General features: G+C 35.5%; 24 protein-coding genes. 7 read left to right on the forward strand and 17 right to left on the reverse strand.

Features of this window, described 5'->3' with window-relative positions; all coding sequences use genetic code 11:
* The first annotated feature begins 488 nt into the window (after positions 1-488).
* A complete protein-coding gene (locus GYX25_RS01015) occupies positions 489-950 on the forward strand; it encodes a hypothetical protein (RefSeq protein WP_174786478.1) in 462 nt (153 codons plus the stop codon).
* 258 nt (positions 951-1,208) lie between these two features.
* On the opposite strand, the gene GYX25_RS01020 is transcribed toward GYX25_RS01015, so the two are convergent.
* The 5 genes from GYX25_RS01020 to GYX25_RS01040 all read right to left on the reverse strand — a co-directional run bounded on the left by GYX25_RS01020 (position 1,209) and on the right by GYX25_RS01040 (position 4,506).
* A complete protein-coding gene (locus tag GYX25_RS01020) occupies positions 1,209-1,817 on the reverse strand; it encodes a hypothetical protein (RefSeq protein ID WP_091347369.1) in 609 nt (202 codons plus the stop codon).
* Positions 1,818-1,915: 98 nt separating this feature from the next.
* Positions 1,916-2,605, reverse strand: a complete 690-nt coding sequence (locus tag GYX25_RS01025) for a hypothetical protein (RefSeq protein WP_174786479.1) — start codon at positions 2,603-2,605, stop codon at positions 1,916-1,918.
* 63 nt (positions 2,606-2,668) lie between these two features.
* Positions 2,669-2,995, reverse strand: coding sequence for a hypothetical protein (locus GYX25_RS01030; protein WP_091347365.1), 327 nt, complete (start codon positions 2,993-2,995; stop codon positions 2,669-2,671).
* A gap of 22 nt (positions 2,996-3,017) precedes the next feature.
* Positions 3,018-3,326, reverse strand: coding sequence for a hypothetical protein (locus GYX25_RS01035; RefSeq protein ID WP_091347363.1), 309 nt, complete (start codon positions 3,324-3,326; stop codon positions 3,018-3,020).
* 211 nt (positions 3,327-3,537) lie between these two features.
* Complete coding sequence (locus GYX25_RS01040) at positions 3,538-4,506, reverse strand: helix-turn-helix transcriptional regulator (RefSeq protein WP_167349297.1); 969 nt, start codon at positions 4,504-4,506, stop codon at positions 3,538-3,540.
* Positions 4,507-4,595: 89 nt separating this feature from the next.
* On the opposite strand from GYX25_RS01040, the gene radC reads away from it, so the two are divergent.
* Positions 4,596-5,069, forward strand: coding sequence for a RadC family protein (gene radC / locus GYX25_RS01045; protein WP_174786480.1), 474 nt, complete (start codon positions 4,596-4,598; stop codon positions 5,067-5,069).
* Positions 5,070-5,213: 144 nt separating this feature from the next.
* Positions 5,214-5,618, forward strand: coding sequence for a helix-turn-helix domain-containing protein (locus GYX25_RS01050; protein ID WP_091347358.1), 405 nt, complete (start codon positions 5,214-5,216; stop codon positions 5,616-5,618).
* Between the two features lie 870 nt (positions 5,619-6,488).
* Here GYX25_RS01050 and ilvA read toward each other — a convergent pair.
* The 5 genes from ilvA to ilvG all read right to left on the reverse strand — a co-directional run bounded on the left by ilvA (position 6,489) and on the right by ilvG (position 12,940).
* Positions 6,489-8,033: a threonine ammonia-lyase, biosynthetic gene (gene ilvA, locus GYX25_RS01055; RefSeq protein WP_342211578.1), complete on the reverse strand. Its 1,545-nt coding sequence runs from the start codon at positions 8,031-8,033 to the stop codon at positions 6,489-6,491.
* 1 nt (position 8,034) lies between these two features.
* Positions 8,035-9,885 carry a dihydroxy-acid dehydratase gene (gene ilvD, locus GYX25_RS01060; RefSeq protein WP_174786482.1) on the reverse strand — a complete coding sequence of 617 codons (1,851 nt, stop codon included), beginning with the start codon at positions 9,883-9,885 and terminating at the stop codon, positions 8,035-8,037.
* A 119-nt stretch (positions 9,886-10,004) separates the two neighbouring features.
* Positions 10,005-10,934, reverse strand: coding sequence for a branched-chain amino acid transaminase (locus GYX25_RS01065; protein WP_091347353.1), 930 nt, complete (start codon positions 10,932-10,934; stop codon positions 10,005-10,007).
* 95 nt (positions 10,935-11,029) lie between these two features.
* Entirely contained in the window at positions 11,030-11,260 is a 231-nt protein-coding gene (gene ilvM, locus GYX25_RS01070) for an acetolactate synthase 2 small subunit (protein ID WP_091347351.1), read from the reverse strand.
* A 3-nt stretch (positions 11,261-11,263) separates the two neighbouring features.
* Positions 11,264-12,940 (reverse strand): acetolactate synthase 2 catalytic subunit, encoded by a 1,677-nt coding sequence (gene ilvG / locus GYX25_RS01075; protein ID WP_174786483.1) that lies wholly within the window; start codon positions 12,938-12,940, stop codon positions 11,264-11,266.
* A 448-nt stretch (positions 12,941-13,388) separates the two neighbouring features.
* Between ilvG and GYX25_RS01080 the strand changes: the two genes are divergently transcribed.
* The 3 genes from GYX25_RS01080 to GYX25_RS01090 all read left to right on the forward strand — a co-directional run bounded on the left by GYX25_RS01080 (position 13,389) and on the right by GYX25_RS01090 (position 15,861).
* Entirely contained in the window at positions 13,389-13,832 is a 444-nt protein-coding gene (locus GYX25_RS01080; protein WP_091347347.1) for a hypothetical protein, read from the forward strand.
* A 368-nt stretch (positions 13,833-14,200) separates the two neighbouring features.
* Positions 14,201-15,088: an SDR family oxidoreductase gene (locus GYX25_RS01085; protein ID WP_174786484.1), complete on the forward strand. Its 888-nt coding sequence runs from the start codon at positions 14,201-14,203 to the stop codon at positions 15,086-15,088.
* 143 nt (positions 15,089-15,231) lie between these two features.
* Positions 15,232-15,861: a YtxH domain-containing protein gene (locus GYX25_RS01090; RefSeq protein ID WP_174786485.1), complete on the forward strand. Its 630-nt coding sequence runs from the start codon at positions 15,232-15,234 to the stop codon at positions 15,859-15,861.
* Between the two features lie 78 nt (positions 15,862-15,939).
* Here the strand turns inward: GYX25_RS01090 and GYX25_RS01095 are convergent, their stop codons facing one another.
* The 7 genes from GYX25_RS01095 to GYX25_RS01125 all read right to left on the reverse strand — a co-directional run bounded on the left by GYX25_RS01095 (position 15,940) and on the right by GYX25_RS01125 (position 22,960).
* Entirely contained in the window at positions 15,940-17,148 is a 1,209-nt protein-coding gene (locus GYX25_RS01095) for an aminotransferase-like domain-containing protein (protein ID WP_174786486.1), read from the reverse strand.
* A gap of 216 nt (positions 17,149-17,364) precedes the next feature.
* Complete coding sequence (locus tag GYX25_RS01100) at positions 17,365-18,606, reverse strand: MFS transporter (RefSeq protein WP_091347339.1); 1,242 nt, start codon at positions 18,604-18,606, stop codon at positions 17,365-17,367.
* A gap of 185 nt (positions 18,607-18,791) precedes the next feature.
* Complete coding sequence (locus tag GYX25_RS01105) at positions 18,792-19,904, reverse strand: ribosomal protein uL16 3-hydroxylase (protein ID WP_174786487.1); 1,113 nt, start codon at positions 19,902-19,904, stop codon at positions 18,792-18,794.
* Entirely contained in the window at positions 19,894-20,679 is a 786-nt protein-coding gene (locus GYX25_RS01110; protein ID WP_091347335.1) for a YchF/TatD family DNA exonuclease, read from the reverse strand. Before GYX25_RS01110 ends, GYX25_RS01105 begins: the two co-directional genes overlap by 11 nt.
* Positions 20,680-20,693: 14 nt before the next feature.
* Positions 20,694-21,872 carry a lipopolysaccharide assembly protein LapB gene (gene lapB, locus GYX25_RS01115; RefSeq protein WP_091347332.1) on the reverse strand — a complete coding sequence of 393 codons (1,179 nt, stop codon included), beginning with the start codon at positions 21,870-21,872 and terminating at the stop codon, positions 20,694-20,696.
* Between the two features lie 13 nt (positions 21,873-21,885).
* A complete protein-coding gene (locus GYX25_RS01120) occupies positions 21,886-22,191 on the reverse strand; it encodes a LapA family protein (RefSeq protein ID WP_180214315.1) in 306 nt (101 codons plus the stop codon).
* 49 nt (positions 22,192-22,240) lie between these two features.
* The gene (locus GYX25_RS01125; RefSeq protein WP_091347329.1) at positions 22,241-22,960 is read right to left on the reverse strand and encodes a phosphatase PAP2 family protein; all 720 of its coding nucleotides are present in this window, start codon (positions 22,958-22,960) and stop codon (positions 22,241-22,243) included.
* A 101-nt stretch (positions 22,961-23,061) separates the two neighbouring features.
* Here GYX25_RS01125 and ribA point away from each other — a divergent pair, with 101 nt between their 5' ends.
* Positions 23,062-23,673: a GTP cyclohydrolase II gene (gene ribA / locus GYX25_RS01130; protein ID WP_091347327.1), complete on the forward strand. Its 612-nt coding sequence runs from the start codon at positions 23,062-23,064 to the stop codon at positions 23,671-23,673.
* Positions 23,674-23,690 lie beyond the last annotated feature (17 nt).

The raw sequence follows: 23,690 nt of genomic DNA on the forward strand, positions 1-23,690 counted from the left end.
TTTTTTTGAAAAAAAATTATTATATTAGATATATTTTACTATTATTTATGATTGTATCATTATATATAATGCAAAGAAACGAGCGCTCCCATATGGGAATAATAATAAGAGGTTTTTAGTTAATATTAAAAATATGAAAAATGATAGCGTTTAACAGATACAAATGAAAATTGAGGATTGATAGTAAAACGAACTACAATAAATTATTTTAAGTCGTTAAAGTCGACTATTATGAAATGTTTTTACGACGATAATGAATTAGAAAAATTTGTAACGCGGAAAAATAAATGATGATGAAAAAATTAATATTTAGTTTATTAGTATCTATTTCTTTCAGTCCTCATGCTGAAATTAAGGTTAAACGAAACACATTAATTACAAATACGTATAATTGGATTTTATATCCGATGTTAATACCTAATAAACAACCAATTACAAAACAAAAAATCATAATGAGTTTATTAGATACTAATACAATAGTTTATACAATGATTGAATCAAATTCAGATGGTTTAATTGAAAAAGTATTGATTAATGATAAGTCACAAAATGTGAATATCGACTATCGTAAAAAAACAATTCACTACTCAGGCATAGATGCGTCGATTGAGTTAGATAGTAATAATTATATTACTGCCATTTTAGATGAAAATAATGAACAACTAGTATCTATTTCATACCAAGGTGATATTTCTTATAATCAATATGGGGAAGTATTAGAAAGCACTACAAAGACTTCTGTTATTACAGATGATAAATCTAAAATAAATAGTTCTCCAAAAACAGACATGAATATCTGGCAATCAGATAGAAAAGTAGAGAACTTCACACCTAGTGATTTTAAATGTGTTTATTTAAAACATAATGAATATGGTGATTGGACAAGTGGTTATTGTATGACTGATGATGGAGTAAAAAGGAGTACATTTATTCGTGAATTAGAATATTAATTAGATGAGTTAATAATATTGCAAATATTAGATAAAACCAGATAGCTTAAGTAACCAAACAGATTATGTGATTAATTACTGTATTGTCATTAATAAAGAAGCAAATCCCATAGATTAAACTTTTCATAAAAATAATATATATATTCTTTATTTAGCCTACTTAGCAAAACTATTTTGTTAAGTACAATGGCCTATTAAAATTGTTTATCTTAGAAGTGTTAATGTTAACCTAAAGGATTAGAGGTTAGTGCTTTATTCTTATTTTTTTCCCGATAAATAATCTGAAATAGATACAAATTTATCGTTATGTAATACTAAGCTTACGATTAAAAAAGCTGATGTAAATCCCGCTAATGCTGTGTCAGTTACTCTTTGCGAATGTCTGGTTCTTCTTTCATATTTTTCTCTTTTTAAAGTTATAGAAATTATTAAAGCGATAATAATACAAGTTATTGCGATAAAAGGAATAAACATCTTTGTATAGAAAGCCAATATAAAATCTTGAATATTGTTATTATATAAAAACGTTGCTTTGGCGATAGCAACTAAGAATATGGCAAATGCTGCAATACAAACGTATAGCGTTATGTCTGGTGGTACATTCAACCAATGCATAGTGGCTAAAAAAATGACGGGTACTAGTACTGATGCTATCACAAATCCAACATCGGTATAGTTAGCAAAAACTGTAATTTCGCGTTTGTTGCTTTTATAAATACCATAGGCAGCAATTATAAGTAGGACAACAATTGAAATAAACCATAATAAGTAGTTAGGTTTAGATGTGTTTTGTTGTGTGATTGCAAAACTTGAAATTGGCAAGATTAATATTAACAATGTAAATATTGTTGCGAAGACTTTTCTCATTTTAAATACACCTTATATCATTAAATATATTTTTATTTTTTAGCTTATAAAAGTTATTTTTAATATTTCTATAAATATGTGTGGATTAGAAAAGGATATTAAAAATCTTCATTTGATTGATTTTGAACGTTTATAAGTTGTTTTTTAGGTAATGTAAAATTTACACCTAAACAGATATTATCATCTTCATCTGACACAACAACGAGTTCGGCTTGTCTTGCTGTATCAGGTATTCGGTGAAGTAATGACATATAATTATTGACTTTTCCAAGAACACCTTGCACAGAATCATTGTCGATAGCAATAATATTTAACGATGTAGAATGAGAAATAGCATCTAGCCAAAAATCCTCAAAAGCTTTCTGAGTGGCATTTTGACCTTTTTCTTTTATGATAGATACAAAGTCAATACTGTTGGAATCATGTGTACCATAAACAATAGAAAAGTTTTTGCCTATCGCAGCCAGTAATGTCCATAGTTTATTACCGTTGGCATCAGAATCTGTTTCAAGGTAAACAGATTCTAAAAGATTATTTTGGTTAAAAATAAGTATCATTGTCCATTGAAAACCGAGAAAGCTTTGGTTGTAACTTATCAGCTGATTTTGATTGTCTGGATCTTGTTCAGTGTTATATTGCTGCATTACTTCATTTTTAGGCATATTGTAATACAGGTTTTTGTATAAAGGTGTTTTGGCCGATGAATAGGGGGTGTTATCGGCACAAACGGTAAGAGTGGTAAAAATTAGCCAACAAAAAACTAATAAATGACGTACGTTATTTTTCATATTATTCCTTTCAGCTTGATATTTAGTCAATTAATAAGATCCTACTTAGGATCTTATTAATAATCATCTAATAAAAATTGTAAATATTCGAGTGATGACTGTTAAACTTATAAATATTAATGATATGATTTTCCATATATTTTTATTATTTTCATTGGTTGTATTATAGACAGCAAATAACGTGGTTATTGACCAAATGATAATCATAATATTGCTACTAAATAGTCCTGAACTTGAACGTATAAACTTATCAACGATTGTAATTACAACGATAGGAAGGAACCAAAACAGCCAAAATGTTTTTGCAAGCCCATATTCACCTTTAATATATTTAATGTGTGAAGAAATGCTTTTATTTTGTTGTTCTTTTATTTTATCTAGTAATGACATGCTATATTTCCTTTTTAATTAGTTAGTTAACAATTTTAACAAAAAAATAGTTTTTATTTTTTTTGTCTAAAAATACAGAATATTTAACAGGAAATGATCCATTACCACCAAAAGAAACGTTTGCTTGGCATAAGTATCTCTTTTGTTCTTTATCTTCGTTAAGCGTTAATTGATCGCTAATGTTAATAAAAGAAAATTGACCACCACCTTGTTTTGTTATTATTTCATTCAATAGTTTTTTTGCATCTTTGCTATCACAGCTAGGTGGCATACCATCCCCACAACCTGTTAAAAAAAAACCTAATATTGAGATATATAGTAATTTCTTCATCGTTTTTTCCTTTTTATGAATGTTAAAAATTTAATTGTAGACTAGTTATTTTTTAAAGTCCATAATTGGATTTAAATTAAATTTAAAATCTATTAATGGAATTTATTGTTAATAACTAGTTTGATTATATTAATAATGATATGTGTCAAGATCTGACATAGAAAAGAATAATTTTTACTATTACGTGATGTATTTGTTTAGTTTATTTTCGCTACTCTTCATCAAACCAATCCCAAAAATCAACGGGTTTAATGACTTCCACCATATCGCCCCACATATATAAATACCAAGACATTTCAAGGGCGCCGCCAGCTTTAAATTTAATGGTTATTGATTTATCTTTATTTTCGATCATAGTTTGAGTTGGGTGGAAGACATAATGTTTAACTTCTTTTGCCACTTCAGGACTAAAACGCCACTCCACATCAAAAGGCTTCTCTTTAAAGACACCGAACATATCTTGACAGTAATCAGTTAAATTAAATGAATCGGGGAGCTTATAACTAAGTTCTAAAATATTAATCTGTTCTATATTATGCAAAATAAAATGATGGATCTGTTGTCCATAATAGTTATCGCTGTGTCTTGCTAAAAGGTAATGATTTCGTTCACTATATAAAATTCCGTAAGGCTCTAAAGTGTTATGGCTATATTTTCCACTATTTTTGTTGTAGTACTTTATTTTTATTTGTTTTTTATTAAGCAAAGCGTTTCGTAATGCATTGAGTATTTCTGCATCTAAATGAAACTGAGGACCAGGACGAAAGGCTAATCCTTCAATTTTCAATAACGCTTCTGTTTCATCTTCAAGGTTTCTTTTACGTTTTTGAGATTGTAATAAATTCTTAATTTTCGTTTCTAAACTAACCAGTGATTTAGCTTGCTCGTGTAAATTATGTTGTTCTAAAAAATTCACACTAGCCTGCAAGGCTGAAAGCTCTTGCGGGGAAAAAGTAAAAAGCGCATTCATCTGTTGAGATGAAATCCGCCATCGCTTGCAGCGCCCATTTGTTGAATACTCTTCCATATTTGGAAAATAATCACGCAATCCAGCACACATACGTTGTGCTGTTCGTAGTGAAACGTTATAACGCCGTTGGATCTCATCTAACGATAATCCTTCAGCACTATTTTGCAATTCGAAAGCAAGATCAAATAAATCCCATGATTTTTCGTACATTTTTATTTCCCTACACATTTATTAAATATGACAAAATCTGTCGTTATTTTATATTAAGATAAACAATAATAATAACAAAGTAGATATTTATGATGATAATCAATCAAAAAGACTTAGCTATAATTAATCAAGCAAAAAAAGTCATGAAAAAATATATACAAGTAGGGAAAAAGATATCCACAATAGATCATGTTAAGGATTATTTTATATTTCATTTAGGATTATACGATTACGAGGCTTTTTGTGTTTTGTATTTAGATAGTCAAAATAGAATTATTGCATTAGAGGAGCTATTTCGTGGCACTATTAATGAGTCAAGCGTTTACCCTCGAGAAATTATAAAGCAGGTATTATATCACCAAGCAACGGCCATCATTTTGGTTCACAATCATCCAAGTGGCGATAAAGAGCCTAGTTTATTGGATATCTCAGTAACCGCTAAAATTAAAAATGCATTAGCGTTTATCGATGTTATCGTATTAGATCATTTGATTGTTGCTAAAGATAACGTTATTTCACTAAAGGAAAATACAAAATATAACTTGATGAATCTGTTTAATTGATATTTAGCTGACTATCTGACGATTAAAACATCAAAAAATCCATTAATGGAATTTATTTGTTTTTTTAATCCTAAAAAGGTATTTAATTATTATTTTAATCTCAGACAATGATAATCATGATTTTTTATATTAGATATTTCCAGCATGGTAAAACTTGCAGCGTCAAATACAGATAAAATAGTCGGTAAACGAATACAACTGCGTCGTAAAGAAATGGATTTGACCGTTGCTCAACTTTCCGAAAAAATTAACTTATCTCCACAACAATTAGCGCGTTATGAAAGAGGTGAAAATAAAATCAACTTCGATCATTTTGTTAAAATTGCAGAACACCTAAAAACACCAATAAGTTGGTTTTTTATTGATTTTGATACCTATCTTAATGGTTCGGTATTAAATAATAAAATAGGTGAACAGCAACAAAGTTATGAAACGAAATATACCGACAAACAACATAATGATCTTGATGTCCGCTTATTGCAACACTGGCGACAATTATCAATCGAACAAAAACGAGCATTTATACTATTTTTAGATACCTTAAAATAAACCTAAATAATATAATGAAACAAAAAAACTAGCGCCTAATTATTCAATAGGCTATAGTCTTGGTGCTTTTATAGTAAGTTTTCATTTGTTGTATGAGTAAGCAATCATAAAAAAGATAAATAAAACATAATCGTAATCGGCAGGCGAAACGTAATGTGCTATAATTTTAAGCACATTAGCACAAGCAAACTTATGTCTTAAATCATTCCAAACACTTAATCAACAAAGGTCAAAACGTCCGAAACCACCGCACTTAATTTATTCTATTCACCAAAGCAAAAAAGGCCTGATTTTCCGCCCAAAAATCGGTCAGGAAAGGTATTGATTTTATTGAAGTTTTTTCTATCTGTTTTTTAACAAAAACCGCCTTATAAAAACACAATAACCCATCCCAAAAACGATGATTATGTTATTTGTCCTATTCCGGCGTCAGAATGTGCCGACAACAGAGCGAGGTCAGCACGCCAAACAGGGATGTTTGCGTCGGGAACGCATCACAAACGGTGCGTTAAGACCGAGCGCCGGCATCGGACAAATTTGTCTGGAACAAATTTGAACATCTGAGCACAGCGAAGATGGCCTCGTAGAGGCGAGTATCAGGATGATACGAGTAGTGCCGCAGGCCACATTCTGCAGCCAAAGCGTGGGTTGTCAGGGAATTCGCTTTAATTCCCTGACTCGGACGTGGTCACTGTAACTATTTTGTTAGCTAAAGGTCAAAACGTCCGAAACCACCGCACTCCATTTATTCTATTCACCAAAACAAAAAAGGCCTGATTTTCTGCCAAAATCGGTCAGAAAAGGTATTGATTTTATTAAAGTTTTTTCTGGCTGTTTTTTTAACAAAAACTGCCTTACAAAAACACAATATCACTCCCCTTGATTTGTCAAAAACAATTGAAGCGATGGATTTTGTGTTTCATTATGAAAACCATAACCCAGTTCGGTCAAATGTTCATCAAATTCACTATTACTATTTTCACTAATTTCAAACGCGGCAAGCACTCGACCATAATCGGTGCCATGGCTACGATAATGGAACATTGAAATATTCCAATTAGTGCCTAATGTTTGTAAAAATTTAAGCAAAGCGCCTTGTGATTCTGGGAATTCAAAGCTGTACACTTGCTCTTGTAGTGGTTTGCATGGTTTGCCGCCAATCATGTAGCGTACATGCAGTTTTGCCATTTCGTCTTCGGTTAGATCGACAACTGGGTAACCTGCAGCAGTAAGCTCTTGCATGATGTCATCTTTTTCGTTGCTTTGTGCTATTTTGATACCGACAAAGATGTAAGCAGACTTTTCGTCATGATAGCGGTAATTAAATTCAGTCACTGAGCGCCCACCAAGAAGTTGGCAGAATTTTAAGAAGCTACCTTTCTTTTCTGGGATTGTGACGGCTAAGAGTGCTTCGCGTTTTTCGCCAAGTTCGCAACGTTCTGATACATAGCGTAAGTTGTGGAAATTTAAGTTCGCTCCCGATAATATGTGAGCAAGGTTTTCGCCACTGATGTTGTGCTGTTCTACGTATTTTTTTAGCCCTGCTAGTGCAACAGCGCCAGATGGTTCGGCGATTGCACGGACGTCGTCAAACAGGTCTTTTACTGCGGCGCAAATTTCGTCGCTATCGACGGTAATAATATCATCAATATATTGTTGGCAAAGTCTGAATGTTTCATCACCAATTCTTTTGACAGCCACGCCTTCGGCAAAGAGTCCGACACGCTCTAAATCAACAGGATGACCTGCATCTAATGCGGCTTTTAAGCAAGCGGAGTCTTTAGGTTCGACTGCAATAACTTTAATTGATGGCATGATTTGTTTAATTAATACTGCAACACCCGCAGCAAGGCCACCCCCGCCCACGGGTACAAAAATACGATCAAGTTTGGCGTTTTGTTGTAATAATTCCATGGCAATACTACCTTGCCCAGCAATTACCAGTGGGTGATCAAACGGTGGAATAAAGATGCGTTTTTGCTCTTTTGCAAGTTCCATGGCTTTGGCTTTGGCTTCGTCAAAATTGGCGCCATAAAGGAGTACTTCGCCACCAAAGCTTTTGACTGCTTCAACTTTGATATCGGCAGTTGTTAGTGGCATGACGATTAAAGAACTGATGCCTAATTTTGTAGCCGAAAAAGCTACTCCTTGCGCATGGTTGCCAGCCGATGCGGCAATAACGCCACATTTGCGTTCTTCTTCACTTAAGCTGGCTATCATGGCTTGTGCACCACGGATTTTGAAACTGTGGACGAGTTGACGGTCTTCGCGCTTGACAAAAATTTGGTTGTTTAATCGTGTTGAAATTTTTTCCATTTTTTCAAGCGGGGTGACTTCGGCCACGTCGTATACGGCGCTACAGAGTGTTGCTTTTAAGTAATCAGCACCAGTAAGCTTGTTATTTTGTTGTTTCACGTTAACCACCTAGTTTGCTTTTATCACGAACGGCACCTTTATCTGCACTTGTTGCTAAACTTGCGTAAGCTTTTAGTGCATAAGAGACATAGCGATCGCGATTATGAGGGGTAAAAGCTTTGTCGCCACGGGCAAGTTCGGCTACTCGGCGGCGTTCAAGTTCGTCTTCTGGGACTTTTAATGATAATTTGCGATTTGGAATGTCAATATCAATAATATCTCCATCACGTACAAGACCAATTACACCACCATTTGCAGCTTCTGGTGAGATATGGCCAATAGATAAGCCTGAAGAGCCACCCGAAAATCTGCCATCGGTAATCAGTGCGCAGGCTTTGCCAAGCCCCATTGATTTTAGGTAGCTTGTTGGGTAGAGCATTTCTTGCATACCAGGGCCGCCTTTTGGACCTTCGTAAATAATGACAACTACATCGCCAGCTACCACTTTGCCTCCTAAGATGGCATCAACAGCATCTTCTTGGCTTTCAAATACTTTGGCAGGTCCTTGGAAAATTAAATTTTCAGCAGCAACGCCTGCGGTTTTAACTATTGCGCCATCTTGTGCAATATTGCCATAGAGCGTTGCAAGCCCGCCGTCTTGACTATAGGCGTGAGCTTTATCGCGAATACAACCATTTACACGGTCATCGTCAAGTGAATCCCAATAGCAATCTTGCGAGAACGCCTTGGTTGTGCGAATGCCAGCAGGCCCACTGCGATACATTTTTTTGACCGCTTCGTTGCTGGTTTGGGTGATATCGTATTGGGCAAAAGTTTCTTGCAACGATAAGCCTAGTACGTTGTGAACGTTACGGTTGAGTAGGCTAGCTTTGTCTAATTCAGACATGATTGAGACAACCCCACCTGCTCGGTGTACATCTTCCATATGGTATTGGGCTGTACTTGGTGCCACTTTGCATAGGTGTGGAACTTTGCGTGATAGTCTGTCGATATCTGACATGGTGAAGTCGATTTCGCCTTCTTGGGCTGTTGCTAGCAGATGTAAAACAGTGTTGGTCGATCCCCCCATGGCGATATCTAATGACATGGCGTTTTCATAAGCGGCTTTGGTTGCGATAGCGCGCGGTAGGTAAGATTCGTCATCATGCTCGTAATAGCGTTTGGTAATTTCAACAATACGTTTTGCCGCTTGTAAAAAGAGTTGTTCACGTTGTTTGTGGGTAGCAACTAATGAGCCATTGCCCGGTAGTGAAAGCCCTAATGCCTCCGTTAAGCAGTTCATGGAATTGGCGGTAAACATGCCTGAGCAAGATCCACAAGTTGGGCAAGCTGATTCTTCAATTGCTTTGCTATCTTCGTCACTAACATTGGGGTTAGCACTTTGGATCATGGCATCGACCAGATCTAATTTAATAATTTGATCGGAAAGTTTGGTTTTACCTGCTTCCATTGGGCCACCAGATACAAATATGGTTGGGATATTTAAACGAAGCGAAGCCATTAACATGCCGGGGGTGATTTTGTCGCAGTTTGAGATGCAGATCATGGCGTCAGCACAATGCGCATTAACCATATATTCAACAGAATCAGCAATAAGTTCACGCGATGGTAATGAGTACAGCATACCACCATGCCCCATGGCGATGCCGTCATCAACGGCGATGGTGTTAAATTCTTTGGCAATACCACCTGATGCTTCAATTTGTTTGGCGACAAGTTGACCAATGTCTTTTAGATGGACATGCCCAGGTACGAATTGGGTAAATGAGTTGACCACCGCAATGATGGGTTTACCAAAGTCTTCATTTTTGACGCCAGTTGCACGCCATAATGCACGAGCTCCAGCCATATTTCGACCTTCGACTGACGTTGCTGAACGATATTTAGGCATTTCTTGCTCCCAAGTTTTTATTATGTAAACGATTTAGTTTTGTCTCGAAAATAAATCGGTATAGTTAATTCGATGTTTAAAACAAATCCCCACTAAGCTAGTTAGTGGGAGTGATTTTTTTATTTAACTGGATCTAACCAACCATATTTATCTTCGGTTTTACCATTAAATAAGCCAAAGAATGTTTGTTGGATTTGTTTGGTGATTGGACCACAGCGACCAATGCCAATTTGAATACGGTCAACACTACGTACTGGTGTGATTTCGGCCGCAGTACCTGTCATAAAGACTTCGTCAGCTAAATAAAGTGATTCACGAGATAGTGTTTGTTCGCGTACTTCAATGCCAATGTCGCGCGCTAGCGTTAATACTGCATCACGTGTGATGCCCGGTAGCGCAGAAGATGAAAGAACTGGCGTGTATAAGATACCGTCTTTAATGATAAATAGGTTTTCGCCAGCACCTTCAGATAGGTGACCATGTACATCTAACGCAATACCTTCTTGGAAACCATTGGCTCGTGCTTCAGAACCAATTAATAATGATGATAAATAGTTACCACCTGCTTTAGCCGCTGCAGGAATGGTGTTGGATGCAACACGGTGCCATGATGAGACCATTGCATCAATACCTTGGTCTAAGGCCTCTTCGCCTAGATAAGCACCCCATGGGAATGCGGCAATCATGACATCGGTTTGATAACCAGCAGGAGGATTTACTCCCATGCCAACATCACCAACAAAAACTAATGGACGGATATAAGCACTTTTTAAATTATTTTTTTTGATAGTTTGGCGAGTCGCTTCCATGATCTCTTCAAGCGAATAAGGTACAGGAAAACGATAAATCTTGGCTGAGTTTAATAATCGTTGAGCATGTTCTTTGTGGCGAAAAATAGCCGGCCCTTTGTGTGTGTCATAACAACGGACACCTTCAAATACCGATGTGCCATAATGTAAGGCGTGTGACATGACGTGTACTTTGGCATCTGCCCATGGAACCATTTCGCCATTAAACCAAATATAATCCGATTTTGCTGTAGAACCCATTTTGTTTTCCTCTTAATTTTTATTTGATAAGCATCTATTTTGCTTTAAGTATTTTTTAACTTGTTATTAAATAATAAGTTGTTTTTAATTTTTTATTATTCAATCGCAATGACATCTTCTAATTTTGCGACTTGATTTTGTAATGTCGAAAGCGTTCTTTCGGTGGTTAATTTTAGTGTCATTATCAATGTGTTGTTTTCGATTGTTTGCATTTGCATTGATTTGATATTCCCACCACGATGACGGATTACGCGTAATATTCGTTCTAGCGTTCCTAAATTATCATGCGCTTTTATAGTCAATTGATATTGCGTTTGTTCATTCATTATTTACTCCTTACCACTTTTATCTAACATGTTTTCATTGGCAGCGCCGGGCGGTACTAGTGGCCATACGTTTTCTAATTCATCTATGCAGACATGTAACAGGTAAGGGCCCGTTGAGTTAAATAGGTTATCAAGCGCCGTGTCAATTTGTGACTTTTTGCTGATGCTTTGCCCCGGTATGTCAAACGCTTTGGCTAACATTAAAAAATCAGGGTTATCAGATAGATTTGTTTCGCTGTATCTTTCGTTAAAAAATAGCTCTTGCCATTGGCGAACCATGCCTAGTCGTTGGTTATCAATTAATACTATTTTTATTGGGAGTTGTTTGCGTTTGATGGTGGTTAATTCTTGAACGTTCATCATAAAAGAACCATCGCCCGATATGCAAATAACGCAGTCATTTGGTCTTGCCATTTGCGCACCAACAGCGGCAGGTAAACCGAATCCCATTGTGCCAAGCCCACTTGATGTAATAAAGTTTTGTGGGTGAGTAAAGCGCATATGCTGGGCTGTCCACATTTGGTGCTGTCCAACATCAGTTGTGATAATGGTGTCGGTCGATTTACGTTCCGATAGTTTTTTTAATAATGCTGGCGCATAGATAGCCTCGCCCGGGTGATCGTAACGGGTTGGATGCAATGCTTTTAATTCATTAATTCTTTGGTGCCATGCGTTTATTGATACGGTTTGGTTTAGAAGCGGTAAGACTTGCTTTATGTCTCCTTGCAATCCTAAATGGGTTTGGCGTAATTTGTTGATTTCGGCTTGGTCGATATCAATGTGTAATACTTTTGCATGTCGTGCAAATTCGTTAAGGTTGCCTGTTACTCTGTCATCAAAGCGTACCCCTAGGGCGATTAATAAATCGCATTCTTGTACCGCTAAATTAGCCGCTTTGGCACCATGCATACCAATTAATCCTAAATAGTAGGGGTTATTAAGGTCAGCCACACCAAGCCCTTTTAGTGTTGATACACTTGGGATGTGAGTTAATGCCATGAAGTCTCTCAGTTCAGCTATTGCACCAGAAAGCCCAACACCACCACCAATGTAAAGTATTGGTTTTTGGGCTTGGGTGATCATTTGTTTGGCTTGGTTTATATAATCAGGCAGGATTGGATATAATTGGGTGTTATCTTGAGTTATTTTTGATAAGGATGGCGATAAATAATGTTGGTAGTCTAAATTCGCAAGCTGTATATCTTTGGGTACATCAATCAATATTGGTCCCGGCCTGCCAGCACTGGCTAAGTTAAATGCCTGCTCTAAGGTGTTGGGTAAGTCTTTGGCATCGTCAATTAAGTAGCTGTGTTTGGTGCAGGCTAGTGATAATCCTAATACGTCCACTTCTTGAAAGGCGTCAGTGCCAATAAGTTTAGTGGGTACTTGGCCTGTTATAGCAACAATTGGTACTGAATCAATTAAGGCATCGGCAAGACCTGTAATGATGTTAGTTGCACCAGGGCCAGATGTGGCAATACAAACGCCGGTTTTTCCGGTTGAGCGGGCATAGCCAATTGCCGCCATAGCCGCACCTTGTTCATGTCGGCATAGTACATGCTCGATGCCGCTATCATAAAGCGCATCGTATAGAGGCATAATTTGTCCGCCGGGATATCCAAAAACGGTGGTAATGCCTTTTTCCTTTAAGGTTTTTACTATCCACTGTGTTCCTAACATTGATACCTCACTTGTTCCTTTTTGCCCATTAATTGTTCATAAAAAAACCCCCGCTTTTTGGGAGCGGGGGTTTTTGAGTTATGTATGAACATATTTTTAATTCAAAAACGCCCCCGCGTTGGAATAATGACCACGCTGACAATAATGTTGATGAGGACGATTTTGAGTGAAAACTTCATAATGTTATTATATGGTTAAATTTTCTGTTATTTTTAAAAATTATTGTTAACAAAATACTCGTTTTAAAAAAAAGTGCAACAGTTTTTTGTCGTTTTTATTATACGGTATAAATAACATATAGAAAAATTTAAAGAAAACATTTGTTTTAGTATAAAAGTTCAAGTTTTGAGGGTTGTTTTGGTGTTTTTACTGATTTAGTATATAAATAGTAAGCATAAGTAATATTCAGAAATATTAAATATCTAAAACGTTAAAAAGAGATATCAGTATGAAAATATTGCAACTAAGTGTTTTTGTTTTTTTTAATCTATTTTTAGTAAGTTGCGATAATGTTAAGAATCCTTCGCAAAATGTGTCTACTACGGACTCGCAAAATAGCGATCTTAATGATGCTCAGAATTCAGTGATTGAACCAATAAAAAAAACGTTACCAATTGATATTGATGAGCTTACTACATTAGTGGATATATCAAGAGATCATGATACGATTAATTATACCTATAGTGTTAAAAACACACCTGAACAAGCGCTATTATTGCCAAGTACTATTGATACTATTCGTAAAAAACTACTCAAAGCGTATTGCAATAATAGTGATGAAATGAAAGAGCTAAAAAAAGATTTTCCTGATGGTGTTAACTATCACTACGATATTAATAATCAAGAAATTATAATAATTGAATTAAAATCAACAGATTGCAATAGTAATTAGCCATTTTTGACATTTACGATCACTAGCTTAGTTAATTTTAATTTGCTACACTAAATCAGGTGAAAAATTATGTAATATACATGGCTTTGATACGACTAATTTCACTGATCTCACCAAGCCCAATCAAAGTCTCCCTTAATGAATTTTAGTCTTGATTTTTAATTTATTTAAAAATTTGGAGGATGTTACTAAGTAACTGAGTTCAGTTCTAAAAACAAGAGTCCCAACCTTAAGTCATATAATTTATTAAATTTATTAATTATTTTTAATATTGATATAAGTACACATAGGAATTTGTGAGTATTAATCGATTTTATTTAAATCATATGGAAGTAGCATGAAAATATAGATTAAATTAGGAGCAAATTATGCGTAAACAAATCTATAACCCACTTACAAAATATCATCATGACAAGTTTCCAAAACAAAAACAAGTTGCACCTGCTTTACAGTGTGAAATGAATCCAATTCCTGATTGTGGTGAAAAGAGTTATCAAGGTCACGGTCGCTTAGAAGGGCGTAAAATGCTAGTTACTGGCGGTGATTCTGGGATTGGGCGTGCAGCGGCGATTGCTTATGCTAAAGAAGGTGCCGATGTGGCAATCAATTATCTTCCTTTTGAGCAAAAAGATGCTGAAGAGGTTGCTAAAATTATTGAAGCCGCGGGGCGTAAAGCCGTTTTAATTCCCGGTGATTTAAGTGATGAGGCTTTTTGTAAAAAATTAGTTGATGAAGCACACCATAAATTAGGCGGATTAGATAATTTGACATTGGTTGCAGGTAAGCAAACTGCAGTTGAAGATATTATGAAGCTTACCACCGAGCAAATTAAAAAAACTTTTGAAGTGAATGTGTTTTCACTTTTCTGGGTCACTAAAGCGGCTTTAGGGTATTTAAAACCGGGTTCAACCATCATTACAACATCCTCTGTTCAGGCTTATCAACCTAGTGGTAATTTATTAGATTATGCTGCAACTAAAACAGCTATTATCGCGTTTACTCGTGGCTTAGCTAAGCAATTAGCGCCAAAGGGCATTCGTGTAAATAGTGTGGCACCAGGTCCAGTTTGGACACCACTACAAATCTGTGGAGGTCAGCCAAGTGATGTTATCCCTGAATTTGGTAAACAAACTCCACTACAAAGAGCTGGACAACCGGTTGAGCTTGCTGGTGTTTATGTGCACTTAGCGTCAGAAGAATCAAGCTATACAACTGGCGAAACCTATGGTGTTACAGGTGGTATGCATATTAACTAATTAATATCTGTTAGCGCAAAATGGCTTGTCTAAGTCATTTCGCTGACAGTGCTAGATTTGATTAATTTATTTTAAATAAACGGACTATGATAACTTGATTCATTGTAGTCACATATAAAATAGAAAACAAAAAGGATAATAAAATGAAACTTTTTAAAGTGATCTCTTTAGCTGTAGTGGGACTTTTTTTAGTTAATTGTGATAATTCAAAATCAACAGCTAATGATATGAAACAAAAAGCGCAACAAACAGGTTCAGAAATTAGCGATAAGGCCAATCAAAAGGGATCAGATGTTAGCGAAAAAGCCAAACAAATGGCTTCGGATCTTAGCGATCAAGCTAAGCAAACAAGCGCTGCCGTTAGTGATAAAGCCAAAGATTTGTATGAGCAAACAAAATCGGAAAGCGAAGAAATTATGAATAAGCTAAAAGATGGCAATTATAGTGTAGCTCAAGATTTGGTGGTTAAAGCAATTAAAACAAAACTACCTGTAGTTGTTGATCAAAACACGACTTTAGTTGATGTGTCAAAAGGTAATAATGTTATTGATTATAAATATACAGTAAAAGATATAACTAAAGATGCGTTACAAACCGAAAGCAATCAAAAAAGTGTACGCACTAATTTGCTTGGGCTTTATTGTAGTAATAATGCCAATATGAATACACAACGGTTAGTATTCCCTGAAGGCGCTAGTCATAGTTACTATATTAATAGCGAAAAAGTCTTGACGTTAGATGTAAAACCAAGTGATTGTGGTGCTAACCAATAATGGTTGATTAATGACAAGAATGTTTAATTTATTTGGTAGTAAAAGGGCTCTATTTGAGCCCTTTTTTATTGGCATGAGTTACATTATGGTTGGGCTTTCTTCTAGTATGTCTGACCAGTTGGTTATTAAATTTGCTAGGATTTTGATGCCTTGTTCTATTTTTTCCTCTGGTACTGTGACAAAAGCAAGTCGCATACAATTAGTTCGAATAGCATTGGCAAAAAAAGTTTCACTGGGTACAAAAGCGACTTTATGTTGAATGGCTTCGCTGAGTAGTTCAGTTGCATTAATATTTTTGGGTAATTCAATCCAAATAAACATGCCACCTTCAGGTTTGTTCCAAGTAACTGTGGTAGGCATGTATTTTTGTAATGCCTTTAGCATTGCTTGGCAACGGTGACCATATAATTTACGGATAGTAGGGATATGGTTATCAAGAAAACCATCTTTTATCACATGGTAAGCAATACGTTGAGTTAGGCTTGGTGTATGTAGATCTGCTGCTTGTTTTAGTTGTACTAATTTGTTGATTAATTTTTCATTGGCTACGATATATCCAAGGCGTAGTCCAGGCGCTAAAATTTTTGAGAAAGATCCCAAATAGATGGTGTTTTCTGGTGCTAGTTTATATAAGCTTGGTAAGCGGTGACCTTGATAATCTAACTCCCCATAAGGATCATCTTCGACCAATGTGAGGTTGTTACGAATTGCCTTTTCTGCTAATTGTTGTCGTCGCTCTAATGATAAACGACGTCCTGTAGGGTTTTGAAAGTTAGGGATAATATACATAAAATTGGCATCGGACGCAGTTTTGTCGTTAAGTTTTTCTGGAATAATGCCTTTTTCATCGCTTTCTAGAGAAATATACTCGGGTTCATATTGAGTAAAAGATTGTAATCCACCTAAATAGGTTGGGGTTTCAACTAGGACTTTACTTCCTTTGTCTATCAATGCTTTACCAATAAGATCTAAAGCTTGTTGAGAACCTGTTACAATTAAAACTTGATTGGGTTTAATGTTGGTGTGATCGCGACGAGATAAATATTCAGCTAACCAGATGCGTAAGGGGGCATAACCTTCGGTTGGACCATATTGCAAAGAGCCACTCATTTCATCCGCAGTAATAATGTGGTTAAAGGCATTTTTTATTTCTTGGATCGGAAAGGTATTTGGCGAAGGTAGGCCTCCAGCAAATGAAATTACATCAGGTTGTTCGGTAATTTTTAAAATCTCACGAATAGCGGAGCTTTTTAATGCTATAGCTCGGTTAGATAGTTTCCACAACATAAATACACACCTTAATTTTTGTTGATAGTTAGTTTTATTAGTTCGTCACTATATCTTGACCAATAATGCTTTTGTTTAAAATGATTTGAATATCGACAATATAATATGGCGTATTTAATTTGTCATTAAAACAAATTAAACAATTTAAGAGTGTTTGAGGTAATTAAAGTGACTCGCATAAAAAAAACAGGGCAATTGCCCTGTTTGTGTGTCATTTTATTCGAGTTCTTTGCCTTTTGTTTCAGGTATTAAAAAGACAAATGCAGCAGCCGATAATAAATAAGCGGCAGACAGTAAAGCTAATGCGTAGCTAATTGAGTAAACGGTGGCTAAATAAGCAATTAGTACTTGTGATACACCGGCAATGCCTCGACCGACATTGAAAATAATATTTTCAGCACTTGAACGGGCATCTGTTGGGTAATGTTCAGCAAGTAGCGCGCCATATCCACCCATCATGCCATTGACAAAGAAGCCAATTACTGATCCAAAGATAATTAATATAAACATGTCGGTTTGATGAAAATAGAACCAAATTGAAACGGCGGATATGAATAAAAAGAAGATATAAGAAGGGCGACGACCAAACTTATCACATAACCAACCAAAAATTAGAATTCCTAATGACATACCTATAGTGGTTGAAATAGTCCAAAACATAGTATTTTTAAATGGCAATTTGAGCTCAGTTGCAATCATATTTGGCATCCAAACCATAAGTCCATAAAAACCGAAGTTTTGTACTGCACAAGCGATGGTTAATCCTATTGTGGTTGCTATGGTTCTTGGGTTTTTAAATAATTTGCCAACGGCTATTTTGTTTTTGTTTTGGTCTTTTAGATTTTGCCAGATTTCTGGTTCTTTTAGACCTTTACGTGTCCAAGCGACAAATAGCGCAGGTAGCACACCCATGGCAAAAGCCCAGCGCCAACCATGAATTTCACCAATAAAATTGACGGTTAATGCGGCTAAAATGATACCGACTTGAAAGCCTAATGCAACGATAGATGTTGCTCTTGAGCGTTTATTTTTAGGCCAGCTTTCAGAAACTAAAGTCATGCCAATCCCAAATTCACCACCTAGGCCAAGTCCGCTTAAAAAGCGAAATATTAAAAAGCACTCGTAATTAGGTGAAATTGCACATAATCCAGTAAAAAGAGAGAATATCAAAATAGTCCATGAAAAGACCCTTACTCGACCATATTTATCGGCAAGTACACCAAATAAAATGCCACCTAATACGGCGCCAAGTAAGGTTACTGAGGTTAAAGTGCCTAAATCTGTTTTTGTTAAGTTGAAGCTGACTGAAATTAGACTAAAACAAACACCTAAAATCATCATATCCATGCCATCTAGTGCGTAACCAACAGTAGATGCAAATAGGGTTCTTTTTTGATATGGAGTTGTGCATTTGCTTTCACTTTCTGCTTGCAGGACTGCGTTTGCTTCGGTTTTCATGTATACCTCTAGTTTTTAAAATTAGATAGTTACTTAAAATTTCCATTTTATGATGTTTAATTTTTGATTAAACGGCAGGTAAATTAAAGCGGGCCAAGTATATCCTTAAAAGTTAAAAAAAGCCAAGCTTAAAGCTCTAAATAGTCGTTTTATCTGCCGATTTTATTATCGGCAGAGATGTTATGTTATTCTTCGGCAAAGTACCAATAGCCTTTGTTTACAAAATCGTGCATGACTTGCAGTGTGTTTTTATCTTGTAACTGCTCGTAATAGAGTGTTTCAGTTTTACAAAGAAGATCAATGACGGGCATTGGTAGATTAATTTGTTCGCCATGGATGTAGCCACAATCGCCCACCTTAAGGATTCGAATACTTGGTACTCGGTTTAGTTCTGCTCCATTTTTTAGTAGCGATTCAAATTCGTTATAATCGTATGGTGGTTCAACTGGTACAATATTTAAATCGTGCATTGGTAGTGTAATGTGTTTACCGAACCAATCGTTAAATAACTCTGGTTTTTTGATTAAATCGATGATTTGATCTTGTAGTTTTGTTAGTTCATAAGGCTGAACTTGGTATGGATCTTTAGGTCGTTTTAAATCTGGATCTTGATAATAAATACCATTTGGCAGATTATCAATGACATAATCGGCAAAGCTACTTAATAGCTCTTGTGAGGTTCGTGTCATAAAACCAACAGAATAACTTAGTGATTCACCAATGGATGTGCCATTATGCGGACAACCTAGTGGAATGTATAAGATGTCGCCAGCGGTGATTTCTTCATCAATGATGGGTTGATATTGTTCAACATGTAATAATGCTTTATGTGCATTAAATTGTTTATAATGTTGGTTGCGATCGCCAACTTGCCAACGCCTGCTACCCATTCCTTGAATAATAAATACATCATAATTATCGATATGGGGACCAACGCCAGCACCTTGTGTTGCGTAAGAAATCATTAGATCATCAAATTGCCATTGTGGCATGCATTTAAAAGGCTCAAGTAGGGTGGCTGCTTGCTCGTGCCAGTGATCAACAGCTTGTACTAGCAAACTCCAATGATCTTCGCCTAAGTTATCATATTGAGTAAATGGTCCAAATCTAGCATCCCAAACCCCATCTTTATTAGAAACAATACGGCTATCGATTTCTTCTTCCATCGCTAGGCCAGCGAGTTCGTCTGGTGTAATAGGATCAATAAAATGCGCAAATGCTTTGCGTAGGATTACCGGTTTTTTTTGCCAATAGTTTGTTAAAAAATCATCCCAATCAATGGCTAATTTATAATTCATTTAATTTTCCTTGAAGATTGAATAATTGACAAAAGTTAGATGTGGTCTTTTGCGCTATCTCTTCTAAAGAGACACCTTTTAAAGCAGATAAATATTGCGCAACTTCACGAACATAAGCGGGTTGGTTTTCTTTGCCTCGGTATGGAACGGGGGCAAGATAAGGTGAGTCGGTTTCGATCAAGATACGATCAAGCGGTACATATTTGGCAACTTCGCGTAGAGCTTCGGCATTTTTAAAGGTGATAATCCCTGAAAATGAGATATAAAAACCGATATCTAATAGTTGTTTTGCTGTTTCGATATCTTCTGTGAAGCAGTGCAACACGCCAGAATGAACATGCTCATTTTTTAAGATTGTTAAGGTATCTTCTTTGGCATTACGTGTATGGACAATGACGGGCTTACTTAGTTTTCGACCTAATCGAATATGCTCTTTAAAATTCTCTTGTTGTTGCTCTAAATTGTCTTGTTGGTAATAATAGTCAAGACCTGTTTCACCTAGTGCTACGACGTTATCTTCTTGGGCTAACTTTTGAAAACGCTCGGCATCGTATATTTCGTCATCAAGATTAAGTGGGTGAATTCCACACGAAAAAGAGCATTGGTTTTGATAAGGTGTAAGCTTATGTTTCATAGATTCATAGCCCGACAGTGTTGTTGCCACGCTTAGGCAATGTTTAACGTCGTTGTTGGTAGCTTCTTGTAATACATCTTTGATAGATTTAGTACTAAGGTCTAAACTATCTAAATGACAGTGAGAGTCAATTAAAAACATAAAAATCTCTTTTTTTATTTATCTGAATGTTGTTCAAAATCACGAACAGGTTTTATTGTCGACCACGAACGGCAAGCAGGGCATAACCAGTAGATTGAGTTAACTGTGAATCCACATTTTTGACATCGGTAATTGGGCACAGTTTTTATCTGTTCGCCAACCATGTTTCTTAAAAGTAAAAGGCTTTCTTTGGCTTTACCTTGTTCTGCATCAGCAACATGATAGTTCATTAGTCGATAAAATCCTTTTAAGTTAGGATGTTTAAGTAATTCACGATACATGAAGTATTGTGCAGAATCTAAACCTTTTTGTTTTTCAATAAGATCAGCAAGCATCAACTCGGCAACATTACCGGTATCTTGATCGACACATAATTGTAAAAATTGCTGAAATGAATGTTGGTTATTTAGTTTTAAATAACACTCTTTTAATAAAGGTAGTGCTTCGCCAACAAAAGCTTTGTCTTGTTGCAATATTTGTTGAAAAGATTGGATAGCTTGCTCTGTTTTATCTTGTACCATAAGAACTCGACCCAACATGAGCGAAGTGCGAGCACATTTAGCATCAGCCATTGCTGATTTTTGTAATAAGCTATTTGCCTTATCAAGATCATCATTAGCAATAGCTTGTGATGCTAGTTCACAATAAAATTGTGCGATATCGGTTTTGTATTTTTCATTGCCAAGTTTGACTAGTCTAGTTGCCATATTGATGGCATTTATCCATTCACTGGTTGATTGGTATATGATGATAAGTTGCTGTAATGCTTGTTGTTGAAAGTCTTCTTCATCAATGAGTTGCAAAAACATCTCTTCGGCACGATCGTAAAGACCTGCAACCATATAATCACGCCCCAGTTGTTGAATAGCTAATAATCGTTGTTCAAATGTTAAAGACGAGCTTTCTAAAAGTGCTTGGTGAATGTGTATCGCTCTATCAAGTTCCCCCCGAGAGCGAAATAGGTTTCCTAATGTTAAATGTGCTTCAAGTGTGCCATCATCTTCTTTTAACAGGTCTAAGAAAAGATCGACAGCTTTGTCTTTTTGGTTAGACAATAGAAAATTTAAACCATCTACATATTCACGAGATAGTCGGTTAGATTCGTTTAGATGTTTTTGTTTTGCATTTCTGTCGCCCATATACCAGCCGTATGCGGCGGCAATGGGAAGTAGCAGAAATAACAGTTCAAACATAGTAATCTAATTCTTAATTGGTTTTAGTTAAGTTTGTTTGTTGATGATTAGTTACGCCTTCATCATATTTTTTTTGTAATTTATTTAGTTTACGTTTTGTTGATGAATGTTGGAATTTAGATTTTAAAAAGAATACGCCTGTTAATACCCAACCAACAATAAAACCGGAACCAAATAAAATGGCTAACAATACCGATAAGCGGATTTCAGTTTTAGCTATTAAATAATTAAAAGTTACTATTTGATCATTAGCTGAACCTATTGCTATCGAGATAGCAAAGATGATAATTATCAATAAAATTGATATAACAAATTTCATAATGTTGACCTTTCTTTTTAGTTAAGCAGTTATCAATGATATTCAAAAATTATTTGTCTACTATATGCCATTTTCTAGCATAAAAATAGCTGATTAATGAAATTATCCAAGCAATTAATATGCTTGTTATTAGATCAATCGGGCTGTGCATTCCTAGGTATAGCCGGCTAATTTCAATTAATATCGACCAAATAATGGTAATTGATACTATCACATAATGCTGTTTAAATTTAAGTAATGTTAAAGCCAAAAATGCCCAAGTCACAGCAAATAAAGTATGTCCAGAAGGAAAAGCAAATCCAGTTTCATTTTGCCAGTGGTTAGATAACCAACTTGGAATTGTGGATGAATTTTTAAATAACTGCTCAATAAGTTCCTTTCTTTCTGATTCTGATTTCGAATAAAATTGTTGGTTACTAATATTAAATTCTTTTGCCATCCAAAGTACATAAGGTCTTGATTCGGCAGTCTGCGATTTTAAAAAACTTTTAATTGTCTGCCCACTTAATATTGCGCTAACAAGAAGTAACCATAATAATATAATTCTTTTTTTCGTTTTACTGGGTAATAATAGACAAAATACTAAGAATAAAATTGTTGATGTAATTATTGCCCAAGGAAAACTTGCTGTTTCAGTTACTACGAATAAATATTTAGATGTATCATTTAATGATGCTGGTTGCCAATGCCAATTTATAGCTATAATAACTAAAGGCACAACTAAGAAAATAGCCAATATGGCTATTGTTTTTTTTATTACTAACCCCATTTATAAACTCAATTAAGTACAAATTGCTTAATATTTTAGCATATAAGATAGATTTATTTTTATAAAATCTTAGCTATGTTTTATTTAAAACGGAGACAATAATGCAATTAAAACGTGTTGCACAAGCGAAACTACCAACCCCATGGGGATGTTTCACTATTGTAGGATTTGAAGAAATTGCAACAAAAAAGGATCATGTAGCATTGATTTTTGGCGATATTTCTGGCGATATACCCATTCTTACAAGAATTCATTCTGAATGTTTAACCGGTGATGCGCTTTTTAGTTTACGCTGTGATTGTGGCTTTCAGTTAGAAGCGGCCTTAAAACAAATAGCAAAAGAAGGTAAGGGAATTTTAATTTATCATCGTCAAGAAGGGCGTAATATTGGTTTATTGAATAAAATTAGAGCTTATGCATTGCAAGATCAAGGTTTAGATACGGTTGAAGCTAATGAACAATTAGGTTTTGCGGCGGATGAGCGCGATTTTACTTTATGTGCAGACATACTGACTTTACTAGGAGTATCACAAATTCGTTTATTAACCAATAACCCAGAAAAAATAAGAGTGCTTGAGCAGTCTGGCATTAAAATTACGCAACGAGAACCATTGGAAGTTGGCGAAAATCCAGATAATGAACACTACTTAGAAACCAAAGCCAATAAAATGGGGCATTTACTTCATTTGCATCACAGTCATTGCAATCATTGATAATTTAAGTAAATAAT

Source organism: Gilliamella sp. ESL0254, from assembly GCF_013344985.1.
GTDB lineage: Bacteria > Pseudomonadota > Gammaproteobacteria > Enterobacterales > Orbaceae > Gilliamella > Gilliamella bombicola.